This window comes from Streptomyces acidiscabies (genome assembly GCF_020010905.1).
GTDB lineage: Bacteria > Actinomycetota > Actinomycetes > Streptomycetales > Streptomycetaceae > Streptomyces > Streptomyces acidiscabies.
The window spans coordinates 1,636,937-1,655,383 of the sequence record NZ_JAGJBY010000002.1 but is presented as its reverse complement, the minus strand read 5'-3'; the positions used below and the strand labels follow the sequence as shown (position 1 = coordinate 1,655,383).

The 18,447-nt window shown below is 69.6% G+C and carries 16 protein-coding genes and 5 tRNA genes; 8 read left to right on the top strand and 13 right to left on the bottom strand.

Features of this window, described 5'->3' with window-relative positions:
• The first annotated feature begins 5 nt into the window (after positions 1-5).
• Positions 6-209, top strand: a complete 204-nt coding sequence (locus J8M50_RS34385) for a hypothetical protein (protein WP_010353896.1) — start codon at positions 6-8, stop codon at positions 207-209.
• A gap of 85 nt (positions 210-294) precedes the next feature.
• Here the strand turns inward: J8M50_RS34385 and J8M50_RS34380 are convergent, their stop codons facing one another.
• The 4 genes from J8M50_RS34380 to leuC form a co-directional block, all read right to left on the bottom strand.
• Complete coding sequence (locus J8M50_RS34380) at positions 295-867, bottom strand: HU family DNA-binding protein (protein ID WP_010353897.1); 573 nt, start codon at positions 865-867, stop codon at positions 295-297.
• Positions 868-1,003: 136 nt separating this feature from the next.
• Positions 1,004-1,234 (bottom strand): SCO5555 family protein, encoded by a 231-nt coding sequence (locus J8M50_RS34375; RefSeq protein WP_010353898.1) that lies wholly within the window; start codon positions 1,232-1,234, stop codon positions 1,004-1,006.
• Positions 1,235-1,489: 255 nt separating this feature from the next.
• Complete coding sequence (gene leuD / locus J8M50_RS34370) at positions 1,490-2,083, bottom strand: 3-isopropylmalate dehydratase small subunit (RefSeq protein WP_010353899.1); 594 nt, start codon at positions 2,081-2,083, stop codon at positions 1,490-1,492.
• 3 nt (positions 2,084-2,086) lie between these two features.
• Entirely contained in the window at positions 2,087-3,514 is a 1,428-nt protein-coding gene (gene leuC, locus J8M50_RS34365; RefSeq protein ID WP_010353900.1) for a 3-isopropylmalate dehydratase large subunit, read from the bottom strand.
• Positions 3,515-3,699: 185 nt separating this feature from the next.
• On the opposite strand from leuC, the gene ndgR reads away from it, so the two are divergent.
• Positions 3,700-4,416 (top strand): IclR family transcriptional regulator NdgR, encoded by a 717-nt coding sequence (gene ndgR, locus J8M50_RS34360; RefSeq protein ID WP_007384919.1) that lies wholly within the window; start codon positions 3,700-3,702, stop codon positions 4,414-4,416.
• A gap of 116 nt (positions 4,417-4,532) precedes the next feature.
• Here ndgR and J8M50_RS34355 read toward each other — a convergent pair.
• The 9 genes from J8M50_RS34355 to J8M50_RS34315 all read right to left on the bottom strand — a co-directional run bounded on the left by J8M50_RS34355 (position 4,533) and on the right by J8M50_RS34315 (position 8,426).
• Positions 4,533-4,605: transfer RNA gene (locus J8M50_RS34355), tRNA-Glu, on the bottom strand.
• Between the two features lie 4 nt (positions 4,606-4,609).
• Positions 4,610-4,681, bottom strand: a tRNA-Gln gene (locus J8M50_RS34350).
• A 21-nt stretch (positions 4,682-4,702) separates the two neighbouring features.
• Positions 4,703-4,775 (bottom strand) — tRNA-Glu (locus tag J8M50_RS34345).
• A 31-nt stretch (positions 4,776-4,806) separates the two neighbouring features.
• Positions 4,807-4,879: transfer RNA gene (locus tag J8M50_RS34340), tRNA-Glu, on the bottom strand.
• Between the two features lie 25 nt (positions 4,880-4,904).
• Positions 4,905-4,976, bottom strand: a tRNA-Gln gene (locus tag J8M50_RS34335).
• Positions 4,977-5,070: 94 nt separating this feature from the next.
• Complete coding sequence (locus tag J8M50_RS34330; protein WP_040836518.1) at positions 5,071-5,802, bottom strand: HAD family hydrolase; 732 nt, start codon at positions 5,800-5,802, stop codon at positions 5,071-5,073.
• A 68-nt stretch (positions 5,803-5,870) separates the two neighbouring features.
• Positions 5,871-7,355, bottom strand: a complete 1,485-nt coding sequence (gene gltX / locus J8M50_RS34325; protein ID WP_029183884.1) for a glutamate--tRNA ligase — start codon at positions 7,353-7,355, stop codon at positions 5,871-5,873.
• Complete coding sequence (locus J8M50_RS34320; RefSeq protein ID WP_010353903.1) at positions 7,339-8,115, bottom strand: fumarylacetoacetate hydrolase family protein; 777 nt, start codon at positions 8,113-8,115, stop codon at positions 7,339-7,341. The genes gltX and J8M50_RS34320 overlap by 17 nt, the downstream gene beginning before the upstream one ends.
• A 143-nt stretch (positions 8,116-8,258) precedes the next feature.
• Positions 8,259-8,426, bottom strand: a complete 168-nt coding sequence (locus tag J8M50_RS34315) for a hypothetical protein (RefSeq protein WP_010353904.1) — start codon at positions 8,424-8,426, stop codon at positions 8,259-8,261.
• Positions 8,427-8,987: 561 nt separating this feature from the next.
• Between J8M50_RS34315 and J8M50_RS34310 the strand changes: the two genes are divergently transcribed.
• From J8M50_RS34310 to J8M50_RS34285, 6 genes are all read left to right on the top strand, one after another.
• Positions 8,988-12,818 carry a sensor histidine kinase gene (locus J8M50_RS34310; RefSeq protein WP_223786371.1) on the top strand — a complete coding sequence of 1,277 codons (3,831 nt, stop codon included), beginning with the start codon at positions 8,988-8,990 and terminating at the stop codon, positions 12,816-12,818.
• Between the two features lie 9 nt (positions 12,819-12,827).
• Complete coding sequence (locus J8M50_RS34305) at positions 12,828-13,241, top strand: roadblock/LC7 domain-containing protein (RefSeq protein WP_003993189.1); 414 nt, start codon at positions 12,828-12,830, stop codon at positions 13,239-13,241.
• 112 nt (positions 13,242-13,353) lie between these two features.
• Complete coding sequence (locus tag J8M50_RS34300) at positions 13,354-13,752, top strand: DUF742 domain-containing protein (protein ID WP_010354692.1); 399 nt, start codon at positions 13,354-13,356, stop codon at positions 13,750-13,752.
• A complete protein-coding gene (locus tag J8M50_RS34295) occupies positions 13,733-14,308 on the top strand; it encodes a GTP-binding protein (protein ID WP_010354691.1) in 576 nt (191 codons plus the stop codon). Before J8M50_RS34300 ends, J8M50_RS34295 begins: the two co-directional genes overlap by 20 nt.
• A 367-nt stretch (positions 14,309-14,675) precedes the next feature.
• Complete coding sequence (locus J8M50_RS34290) at positions 14,676-17,957, top strand: sensor histidine kinase (protein WP_010354690.1); 3,282 nt, start codon at positions 14,676-14,678, stop codon at positions 17,955-17,957.
• Positions 17,958-17,967: 10 nt separating this feature from the next.
• The gene (locus tag J8M50_RS34285) at positions 17,968-18,381 is read left to right on the top strand and encodes a roadblock/LC7 domain-containing protein (protein WP_007384910.1); all 414 of its coding nucleotides are present in this window, start codon (positions 17,968-17,970) and stop codon (positions 18,379-18,381) included.
• Positions 18,382-18,447: the final 66 nt, after the last annotated feature.

Sequence of the window (18,447 nt, the reverse complement as noted above, 5' to 3'; positions counted from 1 at the left end):
CCCCTATGCAGGCGACGGCTTACACCTACGACCCCGAGACCCGCACGGGCCAGGTCCTCCTGGACGACGGCACCCCGCTCCCCTTCGGGACCGAGGCGTTCGACGCGGGCGGCCTGCGGCTGCTGAGGGTCGGCCAGCGGGTCCGCATCGAGACGCGGGGGACGGGCGAGGCCCTGCGCATCACCCTGGTGACGCTCCAGACGTTCTGACAACGCTTCCGAACACACCGCGGGCCGGACTCCACAGGATGTGGGAGTCCGGCCCGACGCGTGAGTACCGCCGTCAGTCCCGCGCCTAGCTGGCCGCCGTCTTCTTCGCGGTGGTCTTGCGAGCGGCCGACTTCTTGGCCGGGGCCTTCTTCGCCGGCGCCTTCTTGGCGACGGCCTTCTTCGCGGTGGCCTTCTTGGCCGTCGTCTTCTTGGCCGCGGCGGTCTTGCCGGTGGCCGCCTTCTTCGCCGGCGCGGCCTTCTTCGCGGCGGCGCTCTTGGTGGTGGCCTTCTTCGCCGCGGCCTTCTTGACCGTCGCCGAAGCGGTGCCGCTCAGGCTGCCCTTGGGCGCCTTCTTGACCGCGACCTCGTTCTTCGGGAGCTTCTTCGAGCCGCTCACCAGGTCCTTGAAACCCTGGCCCGCACGGAAGCGCGGGACGGAGGTCTTCTTGACCCGGACCCGCTCGCCCGTCTGGGGGTTGCGGGCGTACCGCGCCGGGCGGTCGACCTTCTCGAACGAGCCGAAGCCGGTGACCGAGACCCGGTCCCCCGCGACGACCGCGCGGACGATGGCGTCCAGAACCGCGTCGACCGCCTCGGCGGCGTTCTGACGGCCGCCGACCTTGTCGGCAATCGCTTCTACGAGCTGCGCCTTGTTCACGTCTTCCCCTTCGGAGACATTGCTGGAACGAAAGTGTCCAGGCTTTTTCGCACGTTAGGCAGATGTATACCGCAAATCAAACACGAAACGGGCTTATCACCCTTGTGCCGCAACGGACTCGACCGCATTGGGCTGTTCAGCGTTCCTCGCCGGGGATTCGCCCCTCGTCGAGATCCGTCATGAACAGCTCCAGCCGCCTTGCCGCATCGGCGAGATCGTGCTTGGCCGCGGCCGTAATGACCAGCAGCTTCCGGGTCAGCGCCATCCGTACGCCCTCCGGGACTTGCAGTGCGCGCACCCTTCTGTGCGCTTCCTTGAGCTGGTCCGCGACGGCCTGGTAGAGCGTGAGTTGGCCGTCGTGTTCCATGCACAGATTGTGCCATCTGGGGCGAGTTGTCGCCCGCCAGGGGTGCAACTGCCGCCTCAAACAGTCGTCCGAGCACTGTTGGACGTTGTGTCCACAGCGGTCGCGTACCCAGTCAACCACCCCTTTAACGTGGGAAGTTGGGAAGATTTCGGGGAGATGCGCGGGGCCGAACGGGTGCAGAAAACGCCGTACCCCCGATCGGACGGATCGGGGGTACGGCGCGTGGTTCTCGGTGGCCGAAACTCGCTCTGGCGCTCAGACCTGGAGCGTGCGCGGCTTGTACGAGGGGCGCTTCGCCTCGTACGCCGCGATGTCGGCCTCGTTCTGGAGGGTGATGGAGATGTCGTCCAGCCCGTTCAGCAGCCGCCAGCGGGCGTTCTCGTCCAGCTCGAAGGGGGCGGTGATGCCCTCGGCGCGCACTTCGAGCGCCTCCAGGTCGACGGTGATCTCGGCCTGCGGGTCGCTGTCCACGAGCGCCCACAGCGTGTCCACGGTCTTCTGGTCGAGGATGACCGTCAGCAGGCCGTTCTTCAGGGAGTTGCCGCGGAAGATGTCGGCGAAGCGGGACGAGATGACCGTCTTGAAGCCGTAGTTCTGCAACGCCCACACCGCGTGCTCACGCGAGGAGCCGGTGCCGAAGTCGGGGCCGGCCACCAGGACGGTCGCGCCCTCGTGCTCGGGCCGGTTGAGGACGAACTCCGGGTCCTTGCGCCACGCCTCGAAGAGCCCGTCCTCGAAGCCGTCCCGCGTCACCTTCTTGAGCCAGTGGGCGGGGATGATCTGGTCGGTGTCGACGTTGGAGCGACGCAGCGGGACGGCCCGGCCGGTGTGCTTGGTGAATGCTTCCATGGCTTATCGGACTCCAGCGGCGACAGGGGCGTCGGACAGGTCGGCGGGCGAGGCCAGGTGGCCCAGGACGGCGGTCGCGGCGGCGACCTGCGGCGAGACCAGGTGCGTACGGCCGCCCTTGCCCTGCCTGCCCTCGAAGTTGCGGTTGGAGGTGGACGCGGAGCGCTCACCGGGGGCCAGTTGGTCGGGGTTCATGCCCAGACACATCGAGCAGCCCGCGTGCCGCCACTCGGCGCCGGCCTCCTTGAACACGACGTCCAGGCCCTCGGAGACGGCCTGGAGGCCCACGCGCGCGGAGCCCGGGACGACCAGCATCCGTACGCCGTCGGCGACTTTGCGGCCCTTGACGAGTTCGGCGGCGGCGCGCAGGTCCTCGATACGGCCGTTGGTGCACGAACCTACGAAGACGGTGTCCACCTTGATGGACCGCAGCGGCTGCCCGGCCTCCAACCCCATGTATTCCAGGGCCTTTTCGGCGGCGAGGCGCTCCGATGCGTCTTCGTACGAAGCCGGGTCGGGGACGTCCGCCGAAAGGGGCGCGCCCTGGCCGGGGTTGGTGCCCCAGGTGACGAACGGGGAGAGTTCCGCGGCGTCGATGACGACCTCGGCGTCGAACTCCGCGTCCTCGTCGGTCTTCAGGGTCTTCCAGTACGCGACCGCGGCGTCCCAGTCGTCGCCCTCGGGGGCGTGCGCGCGGCCCTTGAGGTAGGCGAACGTCGTCTCGTCGGGGGCGATCATGCCCGCGCGGGCGCCGGCCTCGATGGACATGTTGCAGATGGTCATCCGGGCCTCCATCGAGAGCTTCTCGATGGCGGAGCCGCGGTACTCCAGGACATAGCCCTGGCCGCCGCCGGTGCCGATCTTCGCGATGATCGCGAGGATCAGGTCCTTGGCGGTGACGCCGTCGGGCAGGTCGCCGTCGACCGTGATGGCCATGGTCTTCGGGCGGACCAGCGGCAGCGTCTGAGTGGCCAGCACGTGCTCCACCTGGGAGGTGCCGATACCGAACGCGAGCCCGCCGAAGGCGCCGTGCGTGGAGGTGTGGGAGTCGCCGCAGACGACCGTCATACCGGGCTGGGTGAGACCGAGCTGGGGGCCGACGACGTGGACGACGCCCTGCTCGACGTCGCCCAGGGGGTGCAGGCGGACACCGAACTCCGCGGCGTTCTTGCGCAGGGTCTCCAGCTGGACCCGGGAGACCGGGTCGGCGATGGGCTTGTCGATGTCGAGGGTCGGGGTGTTGTGGTCCTCGGTGGCGATGGTCAGGTCGAGCCGGCGGACCTGGCGGCCGTTCTGGCGCAGTCCGTCGAACGCCTGGGGACTGGTCACCTCGTGCAGCAGGTGCAGATCGATGAAGAGAAGGTCGGGCTCGCCCTCGGCTCGCCGGACGACGTGGTCGTCCCAGACCTTCTCCGCGAGTGTCCTACCCATCGCTTTCCCTCCGGCCGGACAGGTGGTGTCCCGGCGCAACTAGAGATCTCGGAAGCGGCGCCCGCCCCTGTTCCGGGCACCCGCCACCGCGCCCGTTCGGTCAGCGGGCGCTGTATGTCCCAGGGTTGCGCGTCTCACGGGAAAATGAACTTGCGTTTCACAGAGTGAGACGGGAGTATCGTTGCATGGACAACAGTAGCGGCGTCGGCGTCCTGGACAAGGCAGCCCTTGTCCTGAGCGCCCTGGAGTCCGGACCCGCGACCCTCGCAGGACTGGTCGCGGCCACCGGACTGGCTCGACCCACGGCCCACCGGCTGGCCGTGGCCCTGGAACACCACCGCATGGTCGCCCGCGACATGCAGGGCCGGTTCATTCTCGGCCCGCGCCTCGCGGAGCTGGCGGCGGCGGCCGGCGAGGACCGCCTCCTGGCGACCGCCGGCCCCGTCCTCACGCACCTGCGGGACATCACCGGCGAGAGCGCCCAGCTCTACCGGCGCCAGGGTGACATGCGGATCTGTGTGGCCGCCGCCGAGCGGCTGTCCGGACTGCGGGACACCGTACCGGTGGGCTCCACGCTGACGATGAAGGCCGGTTCCTCCGCGCAGATCCTCATGGCCTGGGAGGAGCCCGAGCGCCTGCACCGCGGCCTCCAGGGCGCCCGCTTCACGGCCACGGCCCTCTCGGGCGTACGGCGCCGGGGCTGGGCCCAGTCCATCGGCGAGCGCGAGCCGGGCGTCGCCTCGGTGTCGGCGCCGGTGCGCGGCCCCTCGAACCGCGTCGTGGCCGCCGTCTCCGTCTCGGGCCCGATCGAGCGCCTGACCCGGCACCCGGGCCGGATGCACGCGCAAGCGGTGATCGACGCGGCGGCCCGTCTCTCCGAGGCGCTGCGCAGGACGGGCTGAGGACCGGGGGGTTCCAGGGCCGGCCTCAACGCCGCGGCGGGCCCTTCTCTCCCCCACCCACCTGCGGAAATACAAGAAAGCCACCCATCTCTGTTGAGATGGATGGCTTCTTTCTGTACCCCCGACCGGATTCGAACCGGCGCTACTGCCGTGAGAGGGCAGCGTGCTAGGCCGCTACACAACGGGGGCGGAGCTGGTCTACCTGGACTCGAACCAAGACTAACTGAACCAGAATCAGTCGTGCTGCCAATTACACCATAGACCAATGATGGTTTAGACCAGTCAGTACCCCCGACCGGATTCGAACCGGCGCTACTGCCGTGAGAGGGCAGCGTGCTAGGCCGCTACACAACGGGGGCCCTAGCAGTCCCGACGCAAGATCGGAACCAGTACCCCCGACCGGATTCGAACCGGCGCTACTGCCGTGAGAGGGCAGCGTGCTAGGCCGCTACACAACGGGGGCGATGCAGATTTTGAGCTTCTGCAAGCTGGCCTACCTGGACTCGAACCAAGACTAACTGAACCAGAATCAGTCGTGCTGCCAATTACACCATAGGCCACTGGAACGCAAATCCTGAAGCGGATCTTGTTCTAGTAGTGCTCCCCCGGGTCTCTCGGCCTTTCGGCCCGCTCCCCGGCGGCGCAGAAAGAACATTACCCGAAGGTGGACGGGGCTCCAAAACGGGTATCCGCGCCGAGGAGCGCGGGGAGTTCGGCGAGGCTCGCGATCCGGTGCCGGCCCGGCAGGACGACGGCGTCCGCGCCGCCGCCGTACCGGTCGATCCAGACGGAGAGCAGGCCCGCCTCGGCCGCGCCCCGGCCGTCGATGTCGGGGTGGTCGCCGACGTAGGCGACCTGCTCGGGCGGCAGGGCGAGGGCCTCGCAGGCGGCGAGGAAGGCGCCGGGTTCGGGCTTGGAGACGCCGAGTTCGACCGCGCAGATGATCGACTCGAAGCGGTCGTGGACGCCGAGGACGCGGAGCTTGTGGTCCTGGACGTGGATGCTGGAGTTGGACAGGACGGAGTGCCGGTGGCTCGCCGCGAGGGCGTCCAGGACCGGCAGGACGTCCGGGAAGAGGGTCCAGGCGTTCTCGTAGTGGACCAGGTAGCGCCCGAACCAGTCGTCCACCTCCGCGTCGGTCAGGTCCTGGCCGAGGAACACCCGGACGCGGTCGCGGCGTTGCTCCTCGAAGGTGGTCTCACCGGCGGCGAAACGGGCCCACTGGGCGTCGGTGATCTCGCGCCAACTCCTGATCGCCTGCTCGACGGTGTCGTACGCGGAGAGCAAGCCCTCGGTGGTGAGGTGGTCGCGCATGCCGAGGCGGTCGGCGCTCCGGTAGTCGAAGAGGGTGTCGTCCACGTCCCACACCACCGCGCGAATGTCCATGATCCGACGGTACCGGGAACGGGCAAGGGCGGCACCCCTGTTGGGTGCCGCCCCGGTGAACTGCCTCTTTACGCCGCGAGCTTGGCGAGGGCCGCGTCGATGCGGGCCAACGACGCCTCCTTGCCGAGGACTTCGAGGGACTCGAAGAGGGGGAGGCCGACCGTGCGGCCGGTGATCGCGACGCGGACGGGGGCCTGCGCCTTGCCGAGCTTGAGGCCGTGGGCCTCGCCCGCCGCGAGGACGGCTTCCTTGAGGGACTCGGGGGACGTCCAGTCGGCCGTCTCCAGCTTCTCGCGGGCCGTGGCGAGGAGCGCGTCGCTGCCGTCCTTCATCGCCTTCGTCCAGGACGCCTCGTCCTCGACGGGCTGCGGGAGGAACAGGAAGTCGACGTTGTCGGTGATCTCCGAGAGGACCTTCAGGCGGGTCTGCGCGTGCGGGGCGATGGCCTGCCACTTCGCCTCGTCGAAGTCCTCCGGGGACCAGGGCGCGAAGGGGGCCTGGAGCCAGGGGGCGCAGCGCTCGGTGAAGTCCTTGACGTCCAGCATCCGGATGTGGTCGCCGTTGATCGCCTCGCACTTCTTCAGGTCGAAGCGCGCCGGGTTGGGGTTGACGTCCTTGATGTCGAACGCCGCGATCAGCTGGTCCGTCGTGAAGATGTCCTCGTCCGCGGAGAGCGACCAGCCCAGCAGGGAGAGGTAGTTGAGCAGGCCCTCGGGGAGGAAGCCCTTCTCCCGGTAGAGGTTCAGGGACGCCTGGGGGTCGCGCTTGGAGAGCTTCTTGTTGCCCTCGCCCATGACGTACGGGAGGTGCCCGAACTCGGGGGTGTACTTCGCGACGCCGAGTTCGATGAGCGCCTTGTACAGGGCGATCTGGCGCGGGGTGGAGGACAGGAGGTCCTCGCCGCGCAGGACGTGCGTGATCTCCATCAGCGCGTCGTCGACCGGGTTGACCAGCGTGTACAGGGGGGCGCCGTTGGCGCGGACGATGCCGTAGTCCGGGACGTTCTCGGGGGTGAACGTCAGCTCGCCGCGGACCAGGTCGGTGAACGTGATGGTCTCGTCCGGCATCCGGAAGCGGACGATCGGCTTGCGGCCCTCGGCCTCGTACGCGGCCTTCTGCTCCTCGGTGAGGTCGCGGCAGTGGCCGTCGTAGCCGGAGGGCTTGCCGGCGGCGCGGGCGGCGTCGCGGCGGGCGTCCAGCTCCTCGGTGGAGCAGTAGCAGCGGTAGGCGTGGCCGGCGTCCTGGAGCTTCTGGGCGACGTCCTTGTACAGGTCCATGCGCTGGGACTGGCGGTACGGCGCGTGCGGGCCGCCGATCTCCGGGCCCTCGTCCCAGTCGAAGCCGAGCCAGCGCATCGCGTCGAGGAGCTGGTTGTACGACTCCTCGCTGTCGCGGGCCGCGTCCGTGTCCTCGATGCGGAAGACCAGGGTGCCCTGGTGGTGGCGGGCGAAGGCCCAGTTGAAGAGGGCCGTGCGGACGAGGCCGACGTGGGGGTTCCCGGTCGGGGAGGGGCAGAAACGTACGCGGACGGGGGCGCTAGTCACGCTTGACAACCTTGTTGGTGAGTGTGCCGATACCTTCGATGGTGACGGCGACCTCGTCGCCGGTCTCCAGGGGGCCGACGCCGGCCGGGGTGCCCGTGAGGATGACGTCTCCGGGGAGCAGGGTCATGGCCTCGGTGATGTTGACGATCAGGTCCTCGATGGAGGTGATCATCTCGCTGGTGCGGCCGAGCTGGCGCTGCTGGCCGTTGACCGTGAGCTGGATGGTGAGGTCGCTCGGGTCGAGGTCCGTCTCGATCCAGGGGCCGAGGGGGCAGGAGGTGTCGAAACCCTTGGCGCGGGCCCACTGCTTCTCGCGCTTCTGGACGTCGCGGGCGGTGACGTCGTTCGCGCAGGTGTAGCCGAGGATGACGTCCTTGACGCGCTCGCGGGGGACCTCGCGGCACATCCGGCCGATGACGACGGCGAGTTCGGCCTCGTGGTGGAGCTCGGAGGAGAAGCCGGGGTACTGGATGGCGTCGCCGTGGCCGATCACCGAGGTGGAGGGCTTGAAGAAGGCGAAGGGGGCGTCCGGTACCTCGTTGCCCAGCTCGCGGGCGTGCTCGGCATAGTTGCGGCCGAAGGCGACGACCTTGTTGGGGAGCACGGGCGGCAGGAGCCGGACCTTGCTCAGCGGGACCTTGGTCCCGGAGAGTTCGAACTCGGCGAACGGGATGCCCTTGATGATGTCGAGGACGAGTTCGTCGTCCTTGTCACCCTCGACCGCGCCGAACGCGACGTTGCCGTCGATGGAGAACCTGGCGATGCGCACGGGATCCTCGCGCCCCTTTACCTTCTGCTGGCTGGAGTCTGACGCCCCAGGCTAACGCGCGAGACGGCCCCCACCTCGTCCCTTGCGGAGCGGCGGGGGCCGTCTGAGCTCTCGGCCTGAGCTTTCGGCGATCTTCGCGCGTACTACTGCGCGGAGACGCTGTCCGGCAGCTCCATGAGGATCGTGCGCCGCGGGTTCGCGGTCTGGGCGGGGAGGTCGACAGAGTGTTCCTGGACCGGGGTCTCCAGCTCGCCGGCGTCCTTCAGGTGGACCAGGGTGGTGCGGCGGGGGTTGGCGGTCTTGCGGGACATGGGCGAGGGCTCCACTGGCTCGTGTCGGATATGCCGAATCTGTAAAGCGTCAGGCTAAACATGGCATTCCCGGGGAAGTCACGGGGGGCCGCCCGAGGGCGTGTGAGTTTGCTCACGGAACAGCCGTCAAACCGGTCAATTCAGGCCCGCAAGTGAACGTAACGAAGCGGACATTATCTGACTGAAGCTGTCATTCCGCTCCTGATCATGGCGACTGGGACACCTTGATCACTTTGAGGGTTTGCCGGGGTTCGCACACTTTAGGGCGGATAGAAATCGACGACGGGTGATCCCCTCCGTACGCGCTGTCACGGATGTCACAGCCCGGCCACCAAACCTTGTTGGAGATCCGGCACTGTGCTGGAATCTCACGGACCGCCGCGGGATCGAACCGGCGCGCAGGGGGCGCACACCAGCGCCGCGCGGCGGCGAGATAGGGGGAACCAGCGCCGGGTCACTCAACGACCATCCCGGGGGGCGCAGTCAGGGCGCCTCTCAAGACGCCGACACCGCCTTGTCCGTTCATTCGGCAAGGCGCCTGGTCCAGAGGTTGCGACGCTAGTGCAGGGACGATTCAAGAGGGACGGCAGCGCCCCGGCAGGGCCGGAGCCGCGCGGCGGGACTGGAGCGAAGACAGTCAGCTCCTCCCCCCAGCACGCCCAGAACCCGGGTCCCGCCCAGGCAGGCGACGGCAAGAGCCGCCCCGGCGCTCCCACCACCCCGGTGACCCCCACCTCCATACCCCCGATACCCCCGGCCAAGCCCGTCAAGGGTGACTCCGGCAACCGCGTCGCGCTGCGCAACTGGCGTATCTCCACGCGCCTGGTGGCCCTGCTGACCCTCCCCGTGGTCGCCGCCACCACGCTCGGCGCGCTGCGCATCAACCAGTCCATGGAGGACATCCAGCAGCTCGACAACATGCGGCTGCTGACCGACATGACGAAGCAGGCGACCGAGCTGTCGATCGCCCTGCAGAACGAGCGCGACCGCTCGGCCGGCCCCCTCGCGCACGGCGGCAGGGCGGACGACGCCACCGTCAAGGGCCTGCGCACGACGACGGACCGCTCGCTCGACGCCTTCGTCAACGCGTCCGAGGAGATCGACGCCACCAGCAAGAACGGCAACCTCCAGGGCGTCCGCGACAACCTCGTCGGCCTGGTCGGCGACCTCGGCAACCTGGCCAAGCTGCGCTCCACGGCGTACACGGCGCAGGGCAACGCGATGCAGACGGTGGAGGGCTATCACCGGCTGATCACCCGGCTCGTCGACCTCTCCCAGGACATGGCCGAGGCCACCTCCAACCCGGAGATGATCCAGCGCACCCGCGCGCTCGCCGCGTTCTCCTCCGCCAAGGAGTACTCGTCGATCCAGCGCGCCGTGCTGACGGCCGCGCTCCCGGCGAACAACAAGGTCTTCGGCGACCTCAGCGACAACGACCGCAACTACGGCGAGACCGCGGTCGAGGGCGAGGACTCCGAGCTCGCGATCTTCCGCTCGATCTACGGCGACGCGGGCGCCGAGGAGCTGCTGAAGCCGATCGAGTCCGGCAACGCCACGATCGAGGAGGCCGACCAGTACGCGAACCGCGCCTACGCCTCCGACTCCGGTCTGGAGTCGCAGGACAAGCGGTCGTACCAGGACTGGCTGGACGCCTCGGGCACCAAGCTCCAGCAGATGAGGAACATCGAGTCGCAGCTCCTGGACGACATGGAGCAGAAGGCCCGTGAGCTGCGCAACGAGACCGAGCGCGACGCGATCATCTCGGGTCTGCTGATCCTGATGGTGCTCGGCGTCTCGCTGGTCGGCGCGTTCGTCGTCGCCCGGTCGATGATCCGCTCGCTGCGCCGCCTCCAGGAGACGGCCACGAAGGTCGCCCAGGAACGGCTGCCCGAGCTGGTCAAGCAGCTCTCCGAGTCGGACCCGCAGGACGTCGACACCTCCGTCGAGTCGGTCGGTGTGCACTCCCGGGACGAGATCGGCCAGGTGGCCGCGGCCTTCGACGACGTGCACCGCGAAGCCGTACGACTCGCCGCCGAGCAGGCGTTGCTGCGAGGGAACGTCAACGCGATGTTCACCAACCTCTCGCGCCGCTCGCAGGGCCTCATCCAGCGTCAGCTGTCGCTCATCTCCGAGCTGGAGTCCCGCGAGGCCGACCCGGACCAGCTGTCCTCGCTGTTCAAGCTGGACCACCTCGCGACCCGTATGCGCCGGAACGGCGAGAACCTCCTCGTCCTCGCCGGTGAGGAGCCGGGCCGGCGCTGGACGCGGCCCGTGCCGCTGGTCGACGTGCTGCGTGCCGCCGCCTCCGAGGTGGAGCAGTACGAGCGCATCGAGCTGTCGTCCGTGCCGACGACCGAGGTCGCCGGGCGGGTCGTCAACGACCTCGTGCACCTCCTCGCCGAGCTGCTGGAGAACGCGACGTCGTTCTCCTCCCCGCAGACCAAGGTCAAGGTCACCGGTCACGCGCTGCCCGACGGGCGCGTGCTGATCGAGATCCACGACACCGGTATCGGCCTCTCCCCCGAGGACCTGGCCGCCATCAACGAGCGGCTCGCCTCGCCGCCGACCGTGGACGTGTCGGTGTCCCGGCGCATGGGCCTCTTCGTGGTCGGCCGCCTGTCGCAGCGGCACGGCATCCGTATCCAGCTGCGGCCCTCCGACTCGGGCGGTACGACCGCGCTGGTCATGCTGCCGGTCGACGTCGCGCAGGGCGGCAAGAAGCCGCAGCCGAAGCCCGGTCAGGGCGGTGCGCAGGCCGGTGGCCCGGTGGCGGCCCAGGCCGCTGCGGGTGCGGCTGCCGCGCGGCGCCAGGGCGGACCCGGACAGGGTGCTGCCGGCGCGTTCGGCGGCGGTCCGGTCGGCGCGGGTGCGCCGGGCGGCGGCTTCGGTTCCGGGCCTGCTGGTTCGGGGTCCGGTGCAGGTGCCTTCGGCGGGGGCGGCGCGTTCGGCGCGGGCTCCGGTGGCGGTGCCGGCGCCGGGTTCGGTTCGGGTCCCGGTGGCGGTGCGCTCGGGGGCGGTCCCCGGACCGCGCTGCCCGGGCGGGACGGCGCTCCGGCGCGTGGCCAGCAGCAGGGCGGGCGTCCTTCGGCGCCGGCGCCCGCGGGGACCGGTTCCTTCAACGGGCTCCAGGCCGCGCCGCCGCAGGGGCAGCCGGGCCAGCAGCAGGGCCAGGACATGTTCGGCGGCGGTTCGCGGCCCCCGCGCGGCAAGGACTCGCGCGGTGGCCAGGACTCCCGTGGTGGTCAGGACTCTCGCGGTGGCAAGGGCGAGCAGGGCCGTGGCCGTCAGCCGCAGCTCCCGCCGCGCAGTGGCGCCCGGGCCGAGCTGCCGGGCGGCAACTCCCAGCCCCGTACGCCGAGTTGGGGCGACGAGAACGCGCGCACCCCGGCACTGGACGCGCCGCGCGGACACGACGAGCCCGATGTGGCGCGCACCTCGCAGATGCCGCGCATCGAGGGGCCCGGGTCGACCGCCGAAATACCCCGCGTCGAGGGCGACTTCGGGCGGGCCAACGTCAACGGCGCACAGCACACGGGCCAGTTCCCGGCGCTGGGTGCTCCTGCTCCGCAGGGCAAGCGGCGGGGTGCGCAGGACGACTTCCAGGCGACGAGCCAGTTCCCGGCCATCGGCGGGGGGCAACCGGGCGACGCCGGGGGGCAGTTCGGGCGTACCGAGCAGGAGCCCGTCAATAACGCCAGCAACACGGACAACAGCGGGCAGTTCGTGCGGACGGACGTCTTCGGGACGAACCCCGTGCCGAACATGCCGCAGAACCCCGTACAGGACACCGGTCAGTTCCCGGCGCGGCAGCAGGGGTACGACGCGTTGCCCGGGCGTACCAACGCCAACGGGTACGCCGCGCCTCAGCGTCCCGCCGTCCGGCCCGAGCCGGAGGCGCTGCCGCCGGCCGGTCCGGGGGACGGTCGTACTCCGCTGTACGACACGCTGGAGACGAACTGGTTCCACCAGCAGGGCGGTCAGGCGCAGGGGGTGCCGCAGCAGCCGCAGGCTCAGGCACCCGCTCCGGCGCCCACCCCTGCTCCCGCGCCCGCTCCGGCTGCTCCGCAGCGGCCTGCCGCCGCTCCGGCGGCGTCGGCCTCCTCGTGGCGGGCCACTCCGAACGACGATCTGGTCCGGCAGGCCGAGCGCGTGCGTCAGCCCGCCTCGGGCGGGATCACCACTTCCGGCCTGCCGCGCCGGGTGCCCCGGGCGAACCTCGTACCGGGCACGGCGCAGCAGCAACAGCACCAAGCGGGTCCGCAGGTCTCGCGCGCGCCGGACGACGTGCGCGGCCGGCTGACCAACCTCCGTCGGGGCATCGCTCAGGGCCGTCAGGCCGGGAGCGGGCAGACAGACAGCTTCCCGAGCCCCACCCACCAGCAGGAGCGATAGTTGAGTCAGATGAGCCAGGCGGCACAGAATCTGAACTGGTTGATCACCAACTTCGTGGACAACACCCCAGGTGTCTCGCACACCGTGGTGGTCTCCGCGGACGGTCTCCTGCTGGCGATGTCCGAGGGCTTCCCCCGGGACCGCGCCGATCAGCTGGCGGCGGTCGCCTCCGGGCTGACCTCGCTGACGGCGGGCGCCTCCCGGATCTTCGAAGGCGGCAGCGTCGCGCAGACGGTCGTGGAGATGGAGCGAGGATTCCTCTTCCTCATGTCCGTCTCCGACGGCTCGTCGCTCGCCGTCCTCGCCCACCCCGAGTGCGACATCGGCCTCGTCGGCTACGAGATGGCGCTGCTCGTCGATCGCGCGGGCGCAGTGCTCACGCCGGATCTACGGGCCGAACTGCAAGGCAGTCTGCTCCACTAGACCGCCCCGGCACCACCCACCTCACCAAATCACCGTCCGGTCGGCACATACTCCCCACCCGGCCACCAGGGACGGCACGAGACCGAGACCTGCTGTCCCGCCCGGAGGATCCATGACCCCGCCCACCGCCCATCATGATCCGTACGCGGACCCGTACACGGACGAGGGTGACCAGCCGCTGGTGCGTCCGTACGCGATGACCGGTGGCCGGACCCGGCCGCGCTACCAGCTCGCCATCGAGGCGCTGATCAGCACGACGGCCGATCCGGCGGCGCTCATGGGACTGCTCCCGGAGCACCAGCGCATCTGCCACCTGTGCCGTGAGGTCAAGTCGGTGGCCGAGGTGTCCGCGCTGCTGGCGATGCCGCTCGGGGTGGCCCGGATCCTGGTCGCGGACCTCGCCGAGGCCGGTCTGGTGGCGATCCACCAGCCGGGCGGCGACGAGAACAACGGTGGCGCTCCGGACGTGACGCTGCTCGAAAGGGTGCTCAGTGGACTTCGCAAGCTCTGACGGAGGTCGGGCCACCACCTCCGCCAAGATCGTGGTGGCGGGTGGCTTCGGCGTGGGCAAGACCACGTTCGTGGGCGCCGTCTCCGAGATCAACCCGCTGCGCACCGAGGCCGTGATGACGTCCGCCTCGGCGGGCATCGACGACCTGACCCACACCGGGGACAAGACCACCACGACGGTGGCGATGGACTTCGGCCGTATCACCCTGGACCAGGACCTGATCCTGTACCTGTTCGGTACGCCGGGCCAGGACCGGTTCTGGTTCATGTGGGACGACCTGGTGCGCGGTGCGATCGGGGCGATCGTCCTCGTCGACACCCGGCGCCTCGCGGACTGTTTCCCGGCGGTGGACTACTTCGAGAACAGCGGGCTGCCGTTCGTCATCGCGCTGAACGGCTTCGACGGGAGCCAGCCGTACTCGCCGGACGAGGTGCGCGAGGCGCTCCAGATCGGCCCGGACACCCCGATCATCACGACCGACGCGCGGCACCGGGCCGACGCCAAGTCGGCGCTGATCACGCTGGTCGAGCACGCGCTGATGGCCCGCCTGCGCTGATGATCAAGTGGAGGCTGCCGTAGGGCAGTTGTCGTAGACTCACCCGGAGCCGACTGTGGCCTTTGACACGGTCGGCTTCGGTGTTCATAACGTTTCGGCAGAGGAATCGGGTGGTGCCGCCACGCGTCGCGTTCGTGCGGTACCGCTGCGCGCATGGCGGCCCCGTCTTTTGACGGGGCTCGCTCTGTATGACCGTTTTATGAGCGCTTTACATCACACGTAATCGGCTCTTCTCACTGTTTGGAAGAGCACTGTTCGCCATGCTGGAATGCCTGAACTGCCCAATAGTCAATGACGTAACTAGGTACGAACGCAGTCGATGGCTGGCTGGGCGTTGAGACACTGCCGCCGAGAGGTTGTTGGTCGAGTGAGGCGAAGCAAGAAAAGTCCCGAGCCTGAGGCCCGGGGCAACTTCACCCCGCCGCCGCGCGGAGCGGCGACCGCCCCCGTCCCGGGCTCGGAGCCCCAGACCGCGCCGGCCAAGAGCGGCGGCCGGCTCTCCCCCCGCAACTGGCGGGTGCCCACCAGGCTGAACGCGATCCTGCTCATACCCGTGGTGGTCGGCCTCGTGATGGGCGGCTTCCAGGTGAAGGGCTCGATCGACACCTGGCAGGAGGCGCAGGACGCGGAGAACACGGCGAAGCTGGTGCGCTCGGCGCTCACCTACAGCAACGCCCTCCTCGTCGAGCGTGACGTCACCGCCGCCCCGCTGCTCCAGGGCAAGGGCGAGAACGACCCGACCGTGGTCGCCGCCCGCAAGGCCACCGACAAGGCGTCCGACGAGTTCGACGCCGCCGCGCAGAACATGCCGAAGCGCCCCAACCTCGTACGCCGTCTCGACGGCTTCCGCAAGGTCGAGCCGCAGCTCCAGACGATCCGCGCGGTCGCGTACACCTCCAAGCTGACCGGCGTGAAGACGGAGGAGGGGTACGTCGAGGTCGAGCACAAGCTCCTGGAGTTCTCCAACGAACTCGGGCTCGGCACCGGCAACATCACCTCCTACGGCCGCACGGTCTACGCGCTCGCACTCGGGCAGGGCGCGCTCTCCCTCCAGCGCGCCATCGGCATGCACCTGCTGATCAAGCCGGGCACCAGCCAGACGAGCCTCTCCCAGCAGCGGGTCGCCCTCACCTCGTACGCCTACCTGGAGAACATCGCGACCCAGGAGTACCAGAGCGGTGGCACCGAGCAGGACATCGCGAAGCTGACGGCGGCCCAGAAGCAGATCCAGGCCGACGCCGCGACGATGATCCAGGAGCAGAAGGCCAAGAACCCGGACTACGTCGCGCCGCCGACCGACCCGGTGCAGTTCCTGACCGCGATCGCCTCGATCCAGTCGACGGACGCCAGTGAGCGCGCCGCGCTCGCCGAGCAGGGGGTGACCGCCGAGAACTGGTGGGCCATGACGACCCTCAAGTTCGACGCGTACCGCAAGATCGAGTCGGGTCTGTCGGACACCGCGGTGAACGAGGCCTCGGACATCGCGTCCAACGCCCAGCGCGACGCGTACATCACGGGTGCCGCGGTGGTCGTCGCCCTGCTGCTGGCGTTCATCCTCGCCTCGGCCGTCGCCCGGCAGATGTCCCGCTCGATGCGCCAGCTGCGCAACGCGGCCTTCGGGATCGCCGAGCAGCGGCTGCCGATGCTGGTCGACCAGCTCTCGCGTACCGACCCGGGCCGGGTGGACACGCGGGTCGCGCCGATCCCCATCAACACGACGGACGAGATCGGCGAGGTCGCCCGCGCCTTCGACCAGGTCCACCGCGAGGCCGTGCGGCTCGCCGCCGAGCAGGCGCTGCTGCGGGGCAACATCAACGCGATCTTCACCAACCTGTCGCGCCGCAACCAGTCGCTGATCGAGGGCCAGCTGACCCTCATCACCGACCTGGAGAACAACGAGGCCGACCCGGACCAGCTGGAGAACCTCTTCCGCCTGGACCACCTCGCGACCCGTATGCGCCGCAACGGCGAGAACCTCCTGGTCCTCGCCGGCGAGGAGCCGGGCCGCCGCTGGGACCAGCCGGTCCCGCTGGTCGACGTGCTGCGCGCCGCCTCCTCCGAGGTGGAGCAGTACGAGCGCATCGAGCTGTCGGGCGTCCCGGAGGCCGAGATCCACGGCCGCGCGGTCACCGACCTCGTGCACCTGCTCGCCGAGCTGCTGGAGAACGCGACGACGTTCTCCTCCCCGCAGACCAAGGTCCGGGTCACCGCGACGCGTCTTCCCGACGGCCGCGTGATGATCGAGATCCACGACAAGGGCATCGGCCTCACCGCCGAGGACTTCGCGGACATCAACCACAAGCTGGCCAACCCGCCGACCGTGGACGCCGCGATCTCGCAGCGCATGGGCCTGTTCGTGGTCGGGCGGCTGTCCGACCGGCACGGCATCCGCGTCCAGCTGCGCCCCTCGGGCGAGCAGGCCGGGACGACGTCGCTGGTCATGCTGCCGGACGCGATCACGCACGGCGGCGGTGGCGAACACCAGCCGGAGCAGGACCAGTTCACGGTCTCGCAGATCATCCCCGAGCAGCAGTTCGGCAAGCCCGGCGGCGAGAGCTTCGGTCAGATGCCGCAGCAGCAGCCGATGCGTACGGCGGCCGAACTCGGCTTCGACGACACGCGGTACGAGGTTCCGGACGACATCCGCGACCTGGACCCGGTGGGCCGTTCGCTGATGCGCGAGGAGCGGCGGGCGGCGCTGGACGCGCCCCAGCCCGAGGCGCCCTTCGGCCAGCAGAACACGCACCCGCAGAACACGCAGGAGACGCCGCTGTACGGCGACTCCTTCACGGATTCTCCGCATCTCCCCCAGCAGACTCCTCAACTGCCCTACGAATCCCCGCAGAACGGCTTCGACGGGGCCGCCACGGGCTTCGTGGAGCAGCCCCAGGCTCCCCAGCCCCCCTACGGAACGCAGTCGCCGTACGAGGGCACACAGCAGCCGACGTACGACGAGCCGTACTTCACGCCGCAGGCTTCTCCGAACGGCGGCGGGGGTTACCCGGAGCCGGGCGCGCAGGACAACGGGGCCGGTGCGTCGAACGGGTACCCGTCCTTCGAGCAGCCCTCCTACCAGGACGACTGGCCGCAGCAGGGCGACTACCGCAACGGCTACCCGGACCAGTACGCTCCCGAAGCGGAATCCGCGCAGGTCGCTGACGCGGCCGAGGCGGAGCCCGTAGGCTTCGAGCGTCCGGGACCGGCCCCCTCCGCCGCCCGCTCGCTGACCGACGCCGGGCTTCCGCGCCGCGGCGGGGCGGCGAACGGCAACGGGATGCCGGGAGGTGTCGACGGTGGGGGTACCGACGGCGGTGCGCAGCAGGAGACGGCTGCCCCGGCGACGGCGGCCGACGACGGCTCCTGGCGTTCCGCGAACGACGAACGCTGGCAGCAGGCTTCGCAGTTGCGCAAGCCGAAGGCCGGCGGGGTCACCTCCTCCGGTCTGCCTCGGCGGGTCCCCAAGGCCAACCTGGTCGAGGGTGCCGCGGAGAGCACCCAACAGGGGGGTCCCCAGATCTCCCGCGCCCCGGAGGACATCCGAGGCAGGTTGAGCAACCTGCGTCGAGGGGTCCAGCGCGGGCGCACCGCAGGCAGTGAAACGAACGGTCAGGGCTTCGGTTCTGACAGCACCTACAACCAGGAGCGTTAGTGTGAGCCCGATGAGCCAGGCGGCACAGAACCTGAACTGGTTGATCACCAACTTCGTGGACAACACCCCGGGGGTGTCCCACACCGTGGTGGTCTCCGCCGACGGACTCCTTCTGGCGATGTCCGAAGGCTTCCCCCGCGACCGCGCCGACCAGCTCGCGGCCGTCGCCTCCGGTCTGACGTCCCTGACGGCAGGCGCCTCCCGGATCTTCGAGGGAGGCGCGGTGAATCAGACGGTTGTGGAGATGGAGCGGGGATTCCTCTTCATCATGTCCGTATCCGACGGCTCCTCCCTCGCCGTTCTCGCCCACCCGGAGGCGGACATCGGCCTCATCGGGTACGAGATGGCACTTCTGGTGGACCGTGCCGGTTCGGTCCTGACGCCCGATCTTCGTGCGGAGCTCCAGGGGAGCCTGCTCAACTAGCAGACGGACGGTGCGTTTTGGCGTCCCGAGGCCGTAGGGTTTCGGGACGCGGCACAGTCGGAGGAG